At 58.4% G+C, this 16,471-nt stretch carries 18 protein-coding genes; 15 read left to right on the forward strand and 3 right to left on the reverse strand.

What is annotated here, in order from left to right; translation table 11 throughout:
* Positions 1–11: 11 nt before the first annotated feature.
* The gene (locus AC13DJ_RS05935) at positions 12–341 is read right to left on the reverse strand and encodes a hypothetical protein (protein ID WP_482933002.1); all 330 of its coding nucleotides are present in this window, start codon (positions 339–341) and stop codon (positions 12–14) included.
* A gap of 480 nt (positions 342–821) precedes the next feature.
* On the opposite strand from AC13DJ_RS05935, the gene AC13DJ_RS05940 reads away from it, so the two are divergent.
* The 13 genes from AC13DJ_RS05940 (at position 822) to panB (ending at position 13,419) form a co-directional block, all read left to right on the forward strand.
* On the forward strand, positions 822–2,342 hold the full coding sequence (locus AC13DJ_RS05940) for a ShlB/FhaC/HecB family hemolysin secretion/activation protein (protein WP_278350848.1): 1,521 nt from the start codon (positions 822–824) through the stop codon (positions 2,340–2,342).
* A gap of 60 nt (positions 2,343–2,402) precedes the next feature.
* A complete protein-coding gene (locus AC13DJ_RS05945; protein WP_482933001.1) occupies positions 2,403–4,268 on the forward strand; it encodes a DUF2341 domain-containing protein in 1,866 nt (621 codons plus the stop codon).
* Between the two features lie 11 nt (positions 4,269–4,279).
* Complete coding sequence (locus tag AC13DJ_RS05950) at positions 4,280–4,705, forward strand: ExbD/TolR family protein (protein WP_278350831.1); 426 nt, start codon at positions 4,280–4,282, stop codon at positions 4,703–4,705.
* A gap of 143 nt (positions 4,706–4,848) precedes the next feature.
* Positions 4,849–5,496: an energy transducer TonB family protein gene (locus AC13DJ_RS05955; RefSeq protein WP_482933007.1), complete on the forward strand. Its 648-nt coding sequence runs from the start codon at positions 4,849–4,851 to the stop codon at positions 5,494–5,496.
* Positions 5,497–5,547: 51 nt separating this feature from the next.
* Positions 5,548–7,281, forward strand: a complete 1,734-nt coding sequence (locus AC13DJ_RS05960; RefSeq protein WP_482933000.1) for a putative porin — start codon at positions 5,548–5,550, stop codon at positions 7,279–7,281.
* Positions 7,282–7,309: 28 nt separating this feature from the next.
* Positions 7,310–7,969 (forward strand): DNA repair protein, encoded by a 660-nt coding sequence (locus tag AC13DJ_RS05965; protein ID WP_278350833.1) that lies wholly within the window; start codon positions 7,310–7,312, stop codon positions 7,967–7,969.
* A 93-nt stretch (positions 7,970–8,062) separates the two neighbouring features.
* The gene (locus tag AC13DJ_RS05970; RefSeq protein ID WP_278350834.1) at positions 8,063–8,557 is read left to right on the forward strand and encodes a YbjN domain-containing protein; all 495 of its coding nucleotides are present in this window, start codon (positions 8,063–8,065) and stop codon (positions 8,555–8,557) included.
* A gap of 15 nt (positions 8,558–8,572) precedes the next feature.
* Entirely contained in the window at positions 8,573–9,529 is a 957-nt protein-coding gene (locus tag AC13DJ_RS05975; RefSeq protein ID WP_278350835.1) for a peptidylprolyl isomerase, read from the forward strand.
* 375 nt (positions 9,530–9,904) lie between these two features.
* Positions 9,905–10,531, forward strand: a complete 627-nt coding sequence (locus AC13DJ_RS05980; protein ID WP_482932999.1) for a LysE family translocator — start codon at positions 9,905–9,907, stop codon at positions 10,529–10,531.
* Positions 10,532–10,968: 437 nt separating this feature from the next.
* A complete protein-coding gene (locus AC13DJ_RS05985; protein WP_278350837.1) occupies positions 10,969–11,499 on the forward strand; it encodes a helix-turn-helix domain-containing protein in 531 nt (176 codons plus the stop codon).
* On the forward strand, positions 11,496–12,215 hold the full coding sequence (locus tag AC13DJ_RS05990) for an AzlC family ABC transporter permease (RefSeq protein WP_482932998.1): 720 nt from the start codon (positions 11,496–11,498) through the stop codon (positions 12,213–12,215). The genes AC13DJ_RS05985 and AC13DJ_RS05990 overlap by 4 nt, the downstream gene beginning before the upstream one ends.
* Before the next feature lie 3 nt (positions 12,216–12,218).
* Positions 12,219–12,566 carry an AzlD domain-containing protein gene (locus AC13DJ_RS05995; protein ID WP_104417580.1) on the forward strand — a complete coding sequence of 116 codons (348 nt, stop codon included), beginning with the start codon at positions 12,219–12,221 and terminating at the stop codon, positions 12,564–12,566.
* Positions 12,567–12,588: 22 nt separating this feature from the next.
* Entirely contained in the window at positions 12,589–13,419 is an 831-nt protein-coding gene (gene panB, locus AC13DJ_RS06000) for a 3-methyl-2-oxobutanoate hydroxymethyltransferase (protein WP_104417066.1), read from the forward strand.
* 408 nt (positions 13,420–13,827) lie between these two features.
* Here the strand turns inward: panB and AC13DJ_RS06005 are convergent, their stop codons facing one another.
* Positions 13,828–14,409 carry a GNAT family N-acetyltransferase gene (locus AC13DJ_RS06005; protein WP_178974604.1) on the reverse strand — a complete coding sequence of 194 codons (582 nt, stop codon included), beginning with the start codon at positions 14,407–14,409 and terminating at the stop codon, positions 13,828–13,830.
* 37 nt (positions 14,410–14,446) lie between these two features.
* Positions 14,447–14,932 (reverse strand): hypothetical protein, encoded by a 486-nt coding sequence (locus AC13DJ_RS06010; RefSeq protein WP_206853115.1) that lies wholly within the window; start codon positions 14,930–14,932, stop codon positions 14,447–14,449.
* Positions 14,933–15,216: 284 nt separating this feature from the next.
* On the opposite strand from AC13DJ_RS06010, the gene AC13DJ_RS06015 reads away from it, so the two are divergent.
* Both AC13DJ_RS06015 and AC13DJ_RS06020 read left to right on the forward strand, forming a co-directional pair.
* A complete protein-coding gene (locus tag AC13DJ_RS06015) occupies positions 15,217–15,897 on the forward strand; it encodes a class I SAM-dependent methyltransferase (protein ID WP_278350838.1) in 681 nt (226 codons plus the stop codon).
* 83 nt (positions 15,898–15,980) lie between these two features.
* Positions 15,981–16,382, forward strand: a complete 402-nt coding sequence (locus AC13DJ_RS06020; protein WP_081698919.1) for a GFA family protein — start codon at positions 15,981–15,983, stop codon at positions 16,380–16,382.
* Positions 16,383–16,471: the final 89 nt, after the last annotated feature.

A 16,471-nucleotide genomic window follows, 5' to 3' on the forward strand; every position in this document is an offset into this window, starting at 1 on the left:
GGCACCCGGCGCTAGCGCTGCGGTTTCACTCCGTGGCCGAGGGTATTGCCCATCCGGTTGCGCAGGGTGGATTGGCTGAACTGGCCGGTCTGGTTCGGCGGCAGGCGGGTGACGTCCGCCGAATCCAGAGCCGGGTTGGCGTGGCCCGGTGTCTCACGCGGTGGTGCCACGGGCGCCATCTTTTGCTGTAGGCAGCCGTAGGCCGGCGCACGCTGGCCGTTCACTTCCACTTCCACGCACGTTGGTTGCCGCGCCGGTGTTGCCGTATCCGCCCACGCGGGCAGCGCCAACCCCGCCAGCCAGAGCATCACGACCGTTCTTTTTCCCGTCCAAAACCGCATGGTTGGCTCCTGATCAGAATCGTTGGATCAAGGAGCATCAGGAGAATGAATATCCAACGATTTTTCAATGAATTTTTGATGACTTTTCATGTTGCGCTGAAACCCGCCTGAACCAAGGCGTTGGCTCCCATTCCACGGATTCGCGGCGCCCGTTTCGGTGTACCAATTCTCCTGGTTCGTGAACTTTTGGTGACAACGGTTCGGTCCTGGCTCGCTCAAACCATCTAAGGATTGTTAACTGGTTCACCGCTTCGCGGCGGGGAAGCCTCGGGGGTTGTGGTGTCGGATTTGCCAATGTTCGGCGGTGATGATGGCCACCGGTCCATGTGTAGTCTTTACAGAGTCGAATCAATGTGTGACGCCAACGGAATATTCGAAGTATCCCCTGTTTTTCTGCGGGGGGTGTTCCTGACGGCCATTGCCCTGTCGCCATCTCTCCATGCTCAACAGGAAACCGCCGCCGAACAACCTCCGGCGGCGATGGAGGATCAACAAGAGGAAGCACCGGTCGCCAGCACGGTGACCATCACGGAGTACATCGTGCGTGGCAATACGGTGCTGGAAAACCGTGAGGTGGAAGCCGCCGTCTACCCTTACCTGGGGCCGGGAAAAACTCTGGACGATATCCAGAGCGCGCAACGTGCCCTGCAGGAAATCTATCAGCGGAAGGGTTACCAGTCGGTCTACGTGGACCTTCCCGAGCAACAAGTCAGTGGTGGCGTGGTGTACCTCCAGGTCACCGAAGTCACGGTCGGGCGGGTGCGCGTGGTGGGCGCGGAATACCACTCCCCGCTGAAAATCCGCCGCGAGGTGCCGGCACTGACGGAAGGCGAAGTGCCCAACTTCGATCTGGTCCAGGAAGACCTCACCCGCGTCAATCGCACCGGCAAACGCCAGGTGATGCCGGTGGTCAAGGAGGGCGCGATCCCCGGCACCATGGACGTGGATCTGACTGTGGAGGATCAGCCCCCCTGGAGCGGCAGCCTGACGCTGAACAACGATTACAGCGCCGACACGGAGAAGCTGCGCACCATCGCCACGCTTGGTCATTCCAACCTCTGGCAGCGTGGCCACAGCCTGTCGCTGACGTTGTTCACCGCGCCGCAGGAGACCGATAACGCCGAGGTCTGGTCAATGAGCTACGGCATGCCGCTGTCCGATCGTTGGTCGCTGCGTTTTTCCGGCTACACCTCCGACAGCGACGTCAGCACGGTGGGCGGCACCACGGTGTTGGGCAAGGGGCACTCCTACGGCGTGAGCGCCACCTACAGCCTGCCCTTCGACGGGGTTTGGGGGCACTCCTTCTCCATGGGCATCGACTTCAAGGATTTCGACGAGTCGCTGGAGTTCGGGGACGTGGGGGATGACATCCCCCTGAAGTATGCGCCCTTTACCTTTGAATACAGTGGCTATTACTACACAGAACGCAACCAGGGTTACCTCAATCTTGGTCTGGTGACCGCCACGGAACAGTTTCCTTCAAACGGCAGCGATTGGCGCGAGTTCGACTACAAGCGCTACCAGGCCAACCCGGACTTCGCCGTCTTGAAAGTCGATGCCAGCAACGAGATGCAACTGAACAACTGGGGGCTGGCAACCACGTTCGGCGCGCAGGTGGCCTCCGGGCCCCTGGTTTCCAACGAGCAGTTCGCGGTGGGCGGCGCTGGCACCGTGCGCGGTTATCTTTCCGCCGAACAATCCGCGGACGACGGGGTGTTGGCTAGCGTCGAACTGCGTACACCCTCCATCGCGGATTCATTGGGGGCGCCCTGGAGTCTGGTGCGCGCGCATGTGTTCGTCGAGGGCGCACATCTGCGCTTGCGGGACCCGCTGCCCGAGCAGGTGGATGCATTCGATCTGGCCAGTGTTGGGGTCGGGCTGCGCGCGGAGATCGGCGCCTGGTTGAGCGGCAGTCTGGATTTCGGCTATCCGCTCACCGAAGGGGCGAACACGGAGAAGCACGACCCCAGAGTGCATTTCAGTGTCACCGGTAGTTTTTAGAAGTAAACAAGGCCCTCGACGAAGGCCGCCAAACTGTTTTGTTTTTCGGAGTGTCTGATCATGCAACATCGTCTACTTGTACTTTTTATTTGTTGCTTGGGTGCGCTGTTTCCCACCCTGGCCCAAGCTTGGTGGCAGGATGAATGGAGCTACCGCAAGCAGATCACGTTTGATACGTCGCCGCAGGGCGCTTCTATCGACGAACGCATTGGGCGTGTGCCGATGTTGGTGCGCCTGCATACCGGCAACTTCAGTTTCCAGGATGTGAAGGAAAACGGAGCCGACCTGCGCTTCGTGGCCGGCGACGATGAAACCGTTCTCAACCATCAGATCGAAAGCTTCGATGCGCTGCTTGGCGTGGCGTATGTCTGGGTTGACGTGCCTGGCCTGGAAGCCGGTGCAAGCCAGGACATCTGGATGTACTACGGCAACCCGGACGCGCCGGCCACCAGCGCCGGGCAGGCGGTGTTCGACTCCGATTACACCCTGGTCTGGCACTTCGACGGCGCCGCCGGGGCATCGGTGCGCGATGTTACCGCCTACGGCAATAACGCCAACCAGAGCGCACCGCGGACCTTGACCGGCGTGATCGGCCAGGCCGCGGGTTTCGACGGTGGCGGTGCGCTGACCGTGGAAGGCAACTCCCTGGCCACGCCGGCCGGCGGGCAGTTCACTTTCAGCGCCTGGGTGCGTACCGAGCAAAACACCGGCGAGCAATTGATTTTCGCGCGCCGCGACGCCGGCAACGCCCTGCTGATCGGTATTGATGGCAGCCAACCCTTCGTGGAGATCAACGGCGAACGTACCGCGCCAGCGTCGGTTCTGTCTTCTGGCCAGTGGCAGCACCTCGCGGTGACCGCCGACGGCCAGGCGGTGACTCTGTACGTGAACGGTCGCGAGGCCGGCAGCCTGGCCCTGGCGCTGCCGCCGTTCGCCACCACCGTGGCCATCGGCGGCGATGTGCCCGGTTACGTGGCCACCACCGAAACCAGCGGCGAAGAAGGCGAGCAGGTCGCAGCGGCACCGCCGCCTTCGCGCAACTTCAACGGCGCCCTGGACGAAGTACGTATCTCCAAGCAGGCCCGCCCGGCGCCCCTACTGATGGCAGATTACATGGCCCAGGGCTCGGAGTCCCGGCTGGTGTCGTTCGGCGTCGATGAAGAGCAATCCGGTTTTGGTTTTGGCGCGCTTGGCTTCCTGTTCAGCGCCGTGCCGATCGATGCCTGGGTGGTCATCGGCATCCTGGTGCTGATGATGTTCCAGACCTGGGTGGTGATGTACCGCAAGTTCCGATATTCCGGCCGGGTCGAGAAAGGCAATGAGCGTTTCCGTAGCGAGTTCGCCGAAGTGGGCACCGACCTGGAACAGCTCATGGACAACCGTCAACTGGAAGACGACCTGCGTCATTCTTCCCTGTGGCAACTGTACCGGGTGGCTGTGGGCGAACTGCGCACTCGTCGCGCCCAGGGCGCCGATACCAACAACCTTTCCGCCGAAACCCTGGAAGCGATCCGCGCCTCCATGGACGGGGTGCGCACCCAGCAAAACCGCGAGCTGAGCTCGAGCCTGGGCGTGCTTTCCAATGCCATCGCCGGCGGCCCCTACATCGGCCTGTTGGGCACGGTGATGGGGATCATGGTGGTGTTCCTGGGCACGGCCATGGCCGGCGACGTGAACATCAACGCGATCGCGCCGGGCATGGCCGCGGCACTGCTGGCTACCGCCATGGGGCTGTTCGTGGCGATTCCGGCATTGTTTGCCTACAACCGCCTGAACGGCCGCAACCGGGACATCAGTTCCGACATGCGCGTGTTTCTGGATGAGTTCGTGACGCGGCTGGCCGAGATCCATGCCACCAGCACGGAGCCGGCGGAACGGCCCGCCAGTGCCGCCGGCCATGACCATGCGCAAACACCAGTGACCTGAGGAGAACGACGATGGCTTCGGTAAGAGCGTCGATGGACGACGATGAAATGGATGGGCCGGTTGACGGCATCAATATTACACCGCTGGTGGACGTGTTGATGGTGGTGCTGGTGATGTTCATTCTCACCGCCACCGCCCAGATCGCCGGCATCAAGGTTGATCTGCCTAAGGCGAGTGCCTCGGTGTCGTTGTCTGAATCCAAAACCAAGGCGATCTCGGTGAACAACGATGGGCAGGTGTTCCTCGATGCCTACCCGGTGACCCTGGCCGAACTCGAGGACCGGCTGCGCACTGAGAAGGCGATGAACCCCGGCTTTCCAGTGATCGTGCGCGGCGACGCCATGGTGCAGTACCAGAAGGTGGTGCAAGTGCTCGATATTCTGCGGCGCTTGGATCTCTCCCAGGTTGGTCTGGTTACGGGCAAACCGCCGCAATGATCGACGACAACGGAAAAATAGGAAAAACCATGTCGATGCAGTCGCCTCAATCGCGGGACAGCAACCCGGCATCGGGAAAGCGGCCCCCGGTCCATGTCGCTAGGGCAAGCAAAGCCGGCCGCGGGCCGACGACCTATGTGCGTATGGGTGTGGGAATCGTGGTTCTGGTGGTGGCCGGCTGGTTGATCTGGCAGTGGGCCAACGACATGAGTGGCGTTCGCCGGCAGGTTCCCCAGGAGCCGATGCTGATGCCGTTGCCGCCGCCCCCTCCCGAGCCGGAGCCCGAACCCGAACCGGTGGAGGAACCGGAACCCGAGCCCGAGGAAATAGTCGAGGAACCCGAGCCGGAGCCCACGCCAGTGGAGGAGCCGACCCCGGACGAGCCGCCGTCACCCAGCGATGATCTGGCCGATGCCATGGAAATCGACGGCGAAGCCCAGGCCGGCACCGATGCCTTCAATATCGCTGCCGGCAGCGGTGGCGGCATGGGCGGCTCCGGCGTGGGCCGGGTGGGTAACGCCACTTACGGTCAGTACCTTTCCTACGCATTCCAGAAACGTCTGCGCGAGGAAGCCACCATCCGTCATCTGAGCTACCGAATGCAGGTCAATCTGTGGCTCAACGAGGCGGGACAAATCACCCGGGTGGAACTGCTGAAATCCAGCGGTGATTCGGAAACCGACGAGAAAGTGATCGCCGCTCTGCGGTCGATTCCGGCGCTGGACCAGGCGCCGCCGAAGTCCCTGACGTTGCCGGTCAAGCTGGCGCTTCAGGGCAGGCGCCCGGGCTGACGAACGATGGTCGAAACAATCGAGACGAACCGTTTCAGGAGCAACCAAGTAATGAACACTAAGTGCAACAAGTGGCTGCTGACACTCGCGGTGGCCGCGGTGGCCGCGGCGGTAAGCGGCCCGACCGCGGCCCAGGCGCCCGCCGAATCGCCCGCGCCGGGCGCCGACACGCAGGCGAACGCCCCGGCTGACATGAACACCACGGTGCATCTGATCCGTCTGTTGGTCAGCCAGGGCGTGATTACCGTGGCCCAGGGTGAAGCGCTGCTGATGCAGGCCCAGGAAGAAGTCCGCCAGGCCGCGCAAGGCGATGCCGGACCGGACGTGCGCGAAGACGATGTGCGCGTGCCCTACATTCCCGAGGTGGTGCTCGAGGAAATCCGCGAGGAGGTCAAGGAAGACGTCATGGCCAAGGCCAAGGCCGAGAACTGGGCCGCGCCCAATACCTTCCCCGACTGGGTGTCACGCATCAAGGTGTACGGCGACGTACGGGTACGCAATGAGAGCCGCTTCTTCTCCGGTGACAACAGCAACGAAATCACCGACTTCCATGAGATGAACGAATCCGGTCCCCATGACGTCAACAGTAAGACCGCCGTGTCGCTTCCTCCGTTGATGAACACCCGTGAGGATCGCGAGAATCTGCTGCGCATACGCGCCCGCTTCGGGCTGGAAGCGGCCCTGTCGGACAATTGGGACGCCGGCGTGCGCTTGGCCACCGGCAGCAGCAATGGCCCGGTGTCCACCACCCAGACCCTGGGCGGCGGCCTGGGCAAGAAGGACATCTGGCTGGACCAGGCCTGGGTCAGTTGGCACCCGGGAATCTGGAATTTCACCGCCGGCCGCGCGGAAAACCCCTTTGTTTCCACCGACATTCTTTACGACGGTGATCTCAACTTCGACGGTGTGTCCGCGGGCTTCTCCGGACTCGACTTCAGCGATAACGGTTCCGTCTTCGGTACGTTCGGTGCCTTCCCGCTCCAGTACAGCGACGACGACTGGCCTAGCAACCAAAAGGACAAAGGCGACAGCGAGGACCGCTGGCTGCTTGGCGCCCAGCTTGGCGTCGATTGGGAATTCGACAACGGTGATGGTTTCAAGACCGCGCTCGCCTATTACAACTTCGACAATGTGCGCGGCCAGAGATCCAGCGAATGTTACCTGTATGCAGCGGCACCGCCCTGCGACAGCGACTGGTCGGTCCCCGCTTTCATGCAGAAGGGCAACACCGTGTTCCTGCTGCGCGACATCCAACTCGACCCGGCCAACCCAGCCCTTACACCCATGCCACAGTATGTGGGCCTGGCTTCCGAGTTCGAACTGCTGGACTTGAACGCGCGCTGGAACACTTCCCTGTTCAACGGCTACAAACTGCAACTGGCCGGCAATTACATCTACAACCTCGCCTACGATGAGGATGAAATGTGGGAGAACGCCGACGGCCAACTGATCAGCAACTTTGACAGTAACACCGGAGAGCTCGAAAGCGGTCGCGAAGCCTGGATGCTGCACGCTGCCTTCGGCAGTTCCCTGGATCTGCGCCACGCCGGTGAGTGGCTCGCGTTCATGGGTTACAAATACATCGAACCCGATGCGCTGCCGGACGCTTACAACGACTCGACGTTCCACCTTGGCGGCACCAACGCCAAGGGCTACTACTTGGGCGGGTCCTATGCCCTCAACAAGAACCTGTATTTCCGGGGGCGTTGGATGAGCTCGGAGGAAGTCTACGGTCCGCCATTGGCGATTGATGTTTTGCAGTTCGAACTGAACGCCCAGTTCTGACGGCCGGGCGACAAACGGAGTAGTGACCATGATAGTCGTGGAGAACATCAAGGCGAAATGGCTGCCCGCCGCAGCGATGATGCTGGCAGTCTCATTGCCCGGGCTGGCCCCGGCACAGCAATCCAGTCTTGAAGAGCGTCTGCGCAGCGAACTGCGCGGTACCATCCAGCAACTGAACAACCTGCAATCGCGGCAGGCCAACCTGGAGGCCGCGCGCGCCAACGCAGAAGCGCAACTGGAAGCGGCGCACGCCCGTATCGCCAAACTGGAAGGCCAGATTGACGCTGGCCAGAACCGCATGAAGGCGCTGCAACGCAGCAGTGCGGCGCGCGTCGCCGCCAGCCAGGAACGCGCCGAGCAGGTACGCAGCGCCTATGACGAGCTGCTGCAACTGGCGCGTAACAAGGAGATCGAGCGCCTGAATCTCGCGCAAACCCTGCAACAGCGTGAAGCCGCCTTGCAGACCTGCGTCGGCCGCAATGAGGAAATGTACCGGGCTGGCAAGGACATCCTTGCCGAATACGAGAACCTGGGCGCCGGCAGCCTGTTCATGATGCGCCAGCCGCTCGCCACCTCCTCACGAGTGGAGTTCGAGAATCGCGCTCAGGATCTGGGCGACCGCTTGTACAACGCCCAGGTGCAAGTCGTGCGTGCCGAGGAAAGTGGCGACGACGCCACCGACCAATGACGCCGGTGGCCTGAAAGTGTCACCGGTTGTTCATTGAATGCTGTTAATCGAACAATGCCAGAGTCTGTTTAACTCTCCGGGAGAATTGATTCCATGAGCGACAAAGACACCATCATCGAAAGCCTGCTCCTCAACGAACTGGCGAAGCTGCTACAGGAAGCCGGCTACCGCACCAATGAATCTGAGCACAACGGCAGCAAGCAACTGCTCAGCGCCAGCCAGGGCATCGGCTTCGCGGCGCGTCCGGGCAACGTGGTCGGCGAAGGCATGCTGGACTTCACCCTCAGCTGCGCGCTGCGCATCCAGGGCGACCTGCCAGCCGGACTGATTCCCGCCTGGAACCGCGGCAAGCGCTTCTCGCGATTGAGCCAGCACGGCGACTTTCTGGTTCTGGAAATGGACGTGATCGCCGCCGGTGGCGTGCGTCGGGCACACCTGCTCTCCAACCTGGAGATCTGGGACCATCTGCTCCGCGAGTTTCTGCTGTATCTGCGTAATTACCGCGAGGGAGACAATGGCGCCGTGGAGGACAACCCGGTCGACGCACCCGCGCAAGAGCGGGATACCCAAGCGCAAGAGTCGTCGTAAACGAGGAGACAGAAGATGAAAGCCGCGCACGTAATGGTCACCGCGATACTGGCCTTTTTGGCCGGAGTCGCCGGCACGGTGCTGGTGACACAGCCTTCCGAGGCCAGGGACATGCAGCCCAAGACGGTCTCGCCGCCGGCCGCTCGAGCGGCGCCCCAAGGCGCGGCCGTCGCCAGCCTTGGCGACGTGTCCTTGTACCAAGGCGAAGTGACCGCCTGGCTGACCACTCTGCCCGACGGTGCGCGGTCCGCGCTGCGTGACAAGCGCGCCATGTTCGACGACTGGGCGCGCCGCCGTCTGGCCGAGAAAGCACTGGTCGCCGAAGCCCGTCAACAGGGCTGGGAAAAACGCGATGAAGTCTCCCGGGCCCTCGCCCGGGCCGAGGACCAGGTGCTCCTGCGCAGCTATCTGAGCGCGGTCAGTGAAGCGCCTGAGGGATACCCCGATGAGGCGCTGCTCAAGCAGGTCTATGAAAACGGCAAGGACAATATGCGGGTGCCCGAACGTTACCACCTGAGGCAGATTTTTCTGGCCGCCACCGGCGAAGATGCCGAGAGCATCGAAACCCGCGCCCGTCAATTAACCCAGCAAGCCCGCGCCAAGGGCACGGACTTCGCCGCCCTGGCCCGCCGCCACTCCGACGAAGCCACCAGTGCCGCACAGGGCGGCGCTATGGGGCCGCTGCCGCTGGCGCAACTGACTCCCGAAGTCCGTCCGGTGGTGGCCGGTTTGGAACCCGGCCAGGTCTCCGACCCGGTGCGAACCGCTGCCGGCTGGCATCTGATCAAGCTGGAGCAGGTGGACCCGGAACGCACCGCCACCTTTGAGGAAGTGCGCGGCCAACTCACCGCCACGCTACGTGAACAGCGCCGTCGCCAGAACGCGGAATCCCATCTGCGCCGCCTGGTCGGCGAATCCTCGCTGAGCATCGACGGCGCGGCGATCACGGCCATTCTTGAGGAACAACAATGAACACCCGCGTGCGTCTGCTTGCATTGAAGCCGCCCCAACCCGGGAAATGGAAGGCCGGCCCTGCCTGGCCAAGGCACGAGACCTGCAGGTAGTAGAGGATATCGGGCTGCCGAGAGGGCTCGTTCTTCTGTGAATCAATGACGTCTTCAAGCTCGGACAGGAGCGGTATCGCATATTGGCATTGGCGGGCCAACACGCTATCTGGATGAATGTTGACTCAGATAAAGCGTGGCCTGAGCTAGTCAAAGCCACAGAGATCGAGCAATGGATATTGGATGAATCACTTCGCCGGGTACCGGGATTACCGTCGATGGCGCCATCGGAAAGATGTTTTGTCTGGTACTTGATCGCTACTACGTGAACGGAGGACAATCAATGCCATTAGAAATTTGGTTTGCATTTGCTGTTGCCTCTACAGCTCTGCTGGTTATTCCCGGCCCCACTATTTTGACGGTAGTTAGCTATTCGATTGCTCAAGGCGAGCGCGCAAATGCCCCATTGGTACTTGCCGTTGCTCTCGGAGACTCCACTGCTCTTCTGTTTTCTCTACTAGGCTTGGGAGCTCTTTTAACCACCTCAGCGTTTTGGTTCACAGTGGTCAAGTGGGCCGGAGGTCTTTACCTCCTTTACCTGGGAATTAAGCTTCTACGTTCTGGTGTTCAAATTGGAGGAATCGAAAAGACAGCAGGGGGTGGATCGAGATGGAAATTGTTCCTCAATACCTATCTGGTAACCGCCCTTAACCCAAAAGGAATTGTTTTTTTCGTTGCGTTCTTGCCCCAGTTTGTGACGCCAGCCGCGAACGTTACGCAGCAGCTCTGGCTTTTGGCGATTACATTCGTGGTCTTGGCCACGATCAACGCAACACTGTACGCTCTTTTTGCCGCATCGGCTCGTCGGTTTCTCACCTCGCCCAGAGCACAGCGTCGTTTTAATGTGGTGGGCGGCACTCTCTTGTCTTCTGCTGGGGTGTGGGCATTGCTGGCAAAAAGGTCGGTTTGAAACGTATAGGACATAGAAAAGAGATCAGGAAGCTGGGAGCATGCAGTTGTTCCGTGGTTCGAACCCGTGAAGAAGTTAGTATCTCGGTGATGCTGATTGGCAACACTGTGGGGATGGTAGAAATAGGGTTAGAGAGTACGAAGCATGTCACCATCTAGAACGTGGAGCATCACCTGGTGTTGCTGGACGAGGCGCCCCGGATACGCATCTCATTAAATCTTCCATTTGGCACTGATAAATACGTAGACAATGCCTTGGTGAATGCCCGCTGGTTAATTGCAGTGACGGCGCGTCAGGCGGCACCTCCTTGCTGTTAGCCGGATGCGAACGAGAGCCTTAGTAGCACTAGGATGCTGCCGCTATTAGCACCTCATAATTGACATTTCCTTGTTCCTTTTGTAGAACGTTCTATAAATGGAACATTGGAAGTGGTTTACATGGATCAGCATTCTCTCGAAACCCTGGGGCGACACCTTCAGTCTCTTCGGGTAGCTCGCGGATGGTCGCTCTCGGGGCTGGCCGCCGCTGCAGGTGTTGCCAAGTCGAATCTTTCCCGCCTGGAACAGGGAAATGGGAATCCGACCCTGGATACCATCTGGCGACTGGCGGTTCAGCTTAATGTCCCCTTCGGCAACCTCGTTGCCCCGATCCGTGTGCCGGTTGGTGAGGAAGGTGTGCAGGTCCGGCTTGTGGATCAGGGGGAAGACAATCCCCGGGTAGACGCTTACTGGATGTCGTGCGCTCCCAATACCACACGCATGGCGGAGGGCCATACGCCGGGAGCAGAGGAATCCGTTACCGTTGTCAGTGGTCAGCTGGAAGTCGGTGTCACTGGCCACAGCCAGCATTTGCGGGCTGGGCAGAGTCACACCTTCGATGCGGAGCAACCTCACCTTTATCGCACCCGGGACTCCTGGGCCACGTTACTGGTCACCATCGTGTATCAGAAAGAAGGTGAGGAATCATGAGCGACCAGGCAATCAGTGCGGGCGGGCGCGCGTGGGTGAGTGGGGTACGGGATGCGACTCCGCTGCTCGGTGGCTACATTCCGGTGGCGATTTCGTTTGGCCTGATCGCCAATCAGGCCGGTTTCAGCAGCTGGGAAGCCATCATCATCTCCCTGGTTATCTATGCGGGTGCCTCCCAGTTCCTGTTTGTTGGCATGGTGGCGTCGGGAGCCCCCTTGTGGCTTGTGGTTGTGATGACGCTGCTGATCAATGCCCGGCATCTGGTTTATGCCCCGAACCTGGCCACCTGGCTCAACGGGAACCGGTGGTGGTTCTGGTTGATGCACGGGCTGACGGATCAGGTCTTCGCTCTGGCGCACACCCGCCTGCCGGCGTTGCCACCCTCGGAACGCCTGGGGTGGTTCACTGGCGCCATGTTGCTGGCCTGGTTCAGTTGGGTAGGGGGCACGGCCCTAGGAGCTTTTGTGGGGCAGGAGCTGACCGGGCGCTGGCCATTACTGAATGACGTTATGCCCTTCGCGCTACCGGCCCTGTTTGTGGTTCTATTGGCCCCGAGATTCACTTCCTGGTTATGGGCTGCAGCGCTCGGGTGTGCCATTGTCGTGGCGTTGTTGTTCGCGGCTAATGGCCTGCCCAATATGGCGATACCGGTTGCGGCGCTTCTGGGCGCGGCGGTGTTCTTTGTGATGCAATCCAATACACGGGCGGAGGTTTAACGCATGGCTGGTGAGCTGTGGGTTGCGGTGATGGTTGCCGCAGCGGGTACATTGTTAATGCGTTTGTTACCACTGGTGTGGATGCAGAGGCGTCTGGCTCGGGAAGACAGTCAGGGCGGTACAGCGGCCATGCCCAGGTGGCTCGGGGTGCTCGGCCCGGTGATGATTGCGGCCATGCTGGGGGCTTCGTTGGTTCCCGCAGCCGGCACCCTGAATGCCTGGGTTGCAACGGCTGTTGGGGGATGCGTAACCCTGCTAGTCTGGTGGAAAACAAAGTCCCTGGGGTGGCCGGTTGTCTCGGGCGTTGTGGTGTTTGGTGTGGTGCGGTTTCTCAATTTCGTTGTGATTTAACTGATCAAGGATAGGAGTGAATATGAGTACTCATACTTCCAGCCAGAAGATAACAACCTCTAAGATTCAGGCCATGAAAGGACGAGGTAGCATTGTTTCCCTTACAGCATACACGAAGCCCATGGCAGAACTCATGGACCCTTTTGTCGATCTGATCATCGTCGGGGATTCCACAGGGATGGTGGCTTACGGATACGATTCTACGCTGCCCGTTACTCTGGATATGATGATTAACCATGGTGCAGCAGTGGTGCGTGGCAGCCAGAAAGCCTGCGTCGTTATCGATATGCCCTATGGCTCGTATCAAGAAAGCAAGGAGCTGGCTTTCCGAAACGCGGCGCGCTTACTGACAGAAACTGGTGCTCAGGGCATCAAGGTTGAAGGTGGGTTAGAGCTTGTTGAAACGGTGGAGTTCCTGGTCAGTCGTGGTATACCGGTAATGCCACATATTGGCTTGCGTCCTCAGCATGCAAACACTATGGGCGGATTTAAGGCCCAGGGCAGAGATGAGGCTGCAGCCAAACGGTTGGTTGAAGAAGCACAGGCTTTTGAGTCTGTTGGCGCGTTCTCAGTCTTAATTGAAGGGGTATTTGAAGCCGCCGCGCGGCGTGTTACGCAATCTTTAACCATTCCTGCCATTGGTATTGGCGCATCTCCCGAGTGTGATGGCCAAGTGCTGGTAACGGAGGATATCCTAGGCTTGTTCTCTGACTACACGCCGAAATTTGCCAAAAAGTACGTCGATCTGAGCGCCCAAATCAAGGATGTGTTTGCGCTGTATGAAAGAGAGGTCAGAGCCGGCGAATTTCCCGCAGAGGAGCATTGCTTTGGGATTAAGAAGCAACCAACTTAGATTGTCGGGAGGGCCAAGGGGTTGTGTGTGAACAAGTGCGAAACAAAGGGAATGAGCCGAACCTGGGCAAGCCTGAGTACCTCTATCACGGTAGTCGACAAAAAACCGTCCGGCTAGAGCCAGCCCAGGGCATTGGGCATGGTGAGGCTGACAACGAATACGGTATTTATGCTGTCTCAGAGCGGGATTTAGCTGTTCCGTTTGCAATCACATATTACCCCCTGAGCCCTCGTGCAGTTTTCTCGGTCGACACCTCGCAACGCCCACCCCGGATAGTGCTGAGGGATACTGAAGTAAGTTGGCATGAGAAGGGGTATATCTATACGTTGCGATCTGAAACCTTTGAGCAAATAGATGCTCTCCAGTGGGTTTCGCGAGTTCCTGTAGAGCCTGTGTTGATTGAAGAAATTACCCCTGAGCTCTACCGGGATTGGGTCGTTGATTCCTGACTACAGCTAATTCATCGTGGAGACGAAGGCGCCAGTCTTCATTTGTCATCCGATACAGCCGCACCCTCTTCTTATGAAACTCTTGCATGGTGTAGCAGGAGAATCCAGCCTTCTCAGTTACTCGAACTGAGGCCGCATGGTCTGGCTCTATAATGACCACTACTGACTCACACTGTTTTTGATCGAAGGCATACCGCAGCACGCCTTTAACAGCTTCGGTTGCAAGCCCTTGATTCCAGTATCGCCTCGCTAATCGATAACCGAGGTTGATCTCCTCAACCCCTCCGACTAGCTCCGGCCCAATACCACAGAAACCAACAAGTTTTCCCGACCTCTTCTCAGTTAATGCCCATGGACCCATACCATGGGATGCGTAACATTCCTGGCACCAACCTATAAATTTGCGGGTAGCTTCTTCATCACAAACCCCTCGAACGGAATACCTCATGACCTCAGGGTCACTCAGTATCTCAGTGAGCGCGGGAATATCTTGATGGGATAGCTGCGTTACGATTAGTCTTTTCGTTTGAAACACATACACCGTGTGTACCTATGATTGGAATTTTCAAAATTGGCCCTCAGGAACCGTCGAATTCTACCAGTCTTACTGCAACATTGGCGTGGCGTGCTCCTGATGTACTTTCGTGGTGCGAGCCAAACAAATGGACCCACTGTCCTTTTTCCAGCAATAACTCCCCACTTCCCGAGCTTTGTCCGCTGCTTGTCGTATGTGTACCCGTATAGTTGAACGAGAACGTGTCGGATGAGTCTTTGATTGGGCTGAATTCATACCCCATGGTGACGTAATCGGACGCGACGAAGCCGTTATCTTCAGTAAACACAGCCGTTTTCACAACACTCGACTCCTGCAAAAAATCTGACAGCAATACGGACGGATGACCATTCGGCTTGACGGCTTCGCATTCGCAGTGCCGGATTTCCAAGACCAAATGCTTGCTGCCAATGTAGGCCTCAGGAGTGGCATTTTCGGCCAGCGTGAAGGCGGGAAGTACAGAAAGGCCGGTTAGAAAAAGCGGCAATAAAATTCTTGGCATCATTGGCATAGAACCTCCATCTTGAGATGCTTTAATGTTAAACGAACTGAGTGACGGTGATGACCATTTGATTCGCATTCCGTTGACGACATTATTACACATGGAGCTACTGTTCGAGGTCGCGCACTTCACCTGCCGTCATACCACAAAACCATTTGCAGTATAATGAAGTTACTGAGCGGAGCGGCTTTCTAAGTTTTACAGTATGGCAATGACCGATCAGGCTGCCAGATGCCGCTTTACGCGGCTCCTTCGTCACCACCGTGCTTCGTCAAACAGACTAAGGAGAGCTGATGTTGGATTTAGCTAATGTAGTTCCGTGGGGGCGATCGCTAAAGGAATATCAGGCGATGTTTGAGCTATCGAATGATGACCTGAACAAGAAAATTCTGGGTTGCGGCGATGGCCCGGCCAGCTTCAATGCTGAGGCGACAGAGGTAGGATGCCAAGTCATCTCATGTGATCCGGTATATCAATTCAAGGTTGCTGAAGTGCGTCACCGAATTGGCGAGGTGTACCCGGAAATCATGGCCAAGATGCAGCAGGCCGCAGACAGTTATGTTTGGGACTCATTCAATAGCGTTGAGCATCTTGGCGAGGTTCGGATGGAAGCTATGTCGCGGTTCCTGTCCGATTTTGATGCTGGTTACCAACAAGGACGGTATGTGTCGGCGTCATTGCCTATGCTGCCATTCTCTGACTCCAAGTTTGATCTGGCACTCTGTTCTCACTTTCTTTTCCTTTACAGTGATCATTTAGATCGGGCGGCCCATCTGGCATCAATGCGGGAGTTATGCAGAGTTGCCTCTGAGGTTCGCGTCTTTCCAGTTGTCTCGCTGGACGGAAAAACCTCAAAGCACCTTGATTCGGTCATGGCGGGACTATCCGCTGACGGAATCGCTGTCTCGTTGCAGCCTGTTAGCTATCGTTTTCAAAAGGGCGCTACTGAGATGTTGGTGGCAAAATCGGCATAACCATTGGCTGTTGTCGGACGACCCTACGGGTCACTTCGGCACGTTCCAAATCTAAGTTTTAAATTTACAGAGTGAGATCTCTCATGGGGTTGAAGGGAAGCTGTTTGTGTGGCGAGATAAGTTACGAAATCGACTCAGTGGATATGCCAATCGTGCATTGCCATTGTCAGACTTGTCGTAAAGCCCATGCTGCACCGTTCGCCTCCACTGCGGGAGTAAAGCGCGAGAATTTCCGTTGGCTCAGAGGTAAGCGTTCTATTTCTACGTTCGAATCATCCCCTGGAAAATTGCGCCATTTTTGCAAACGCTGTGGTTCCCATTTGGTGGCTGAAAGGCCTGCGCAACCCCACGTCATTGTTCGGGTAGCTACTCTGGACTATGATCCCGGTTTAAAACCAGAGGCTCATATTTGGGTGTCGCACGACGTGCCATGGCTTGAGTACGATAGGGCCTGTAAGCATAGAGAGTGGCAAGACGACATTTAACAAATCAATCGAGTTTCCGGCATGAAGGCCTGCCACCGGATGCCCCTGCCGGGGCGGCGCTTATTTGTGGCATCAACTGGGAGGGAGCC

This window comes from Marinobacter sp. L-46 (genome assembly GCF_056859535.1).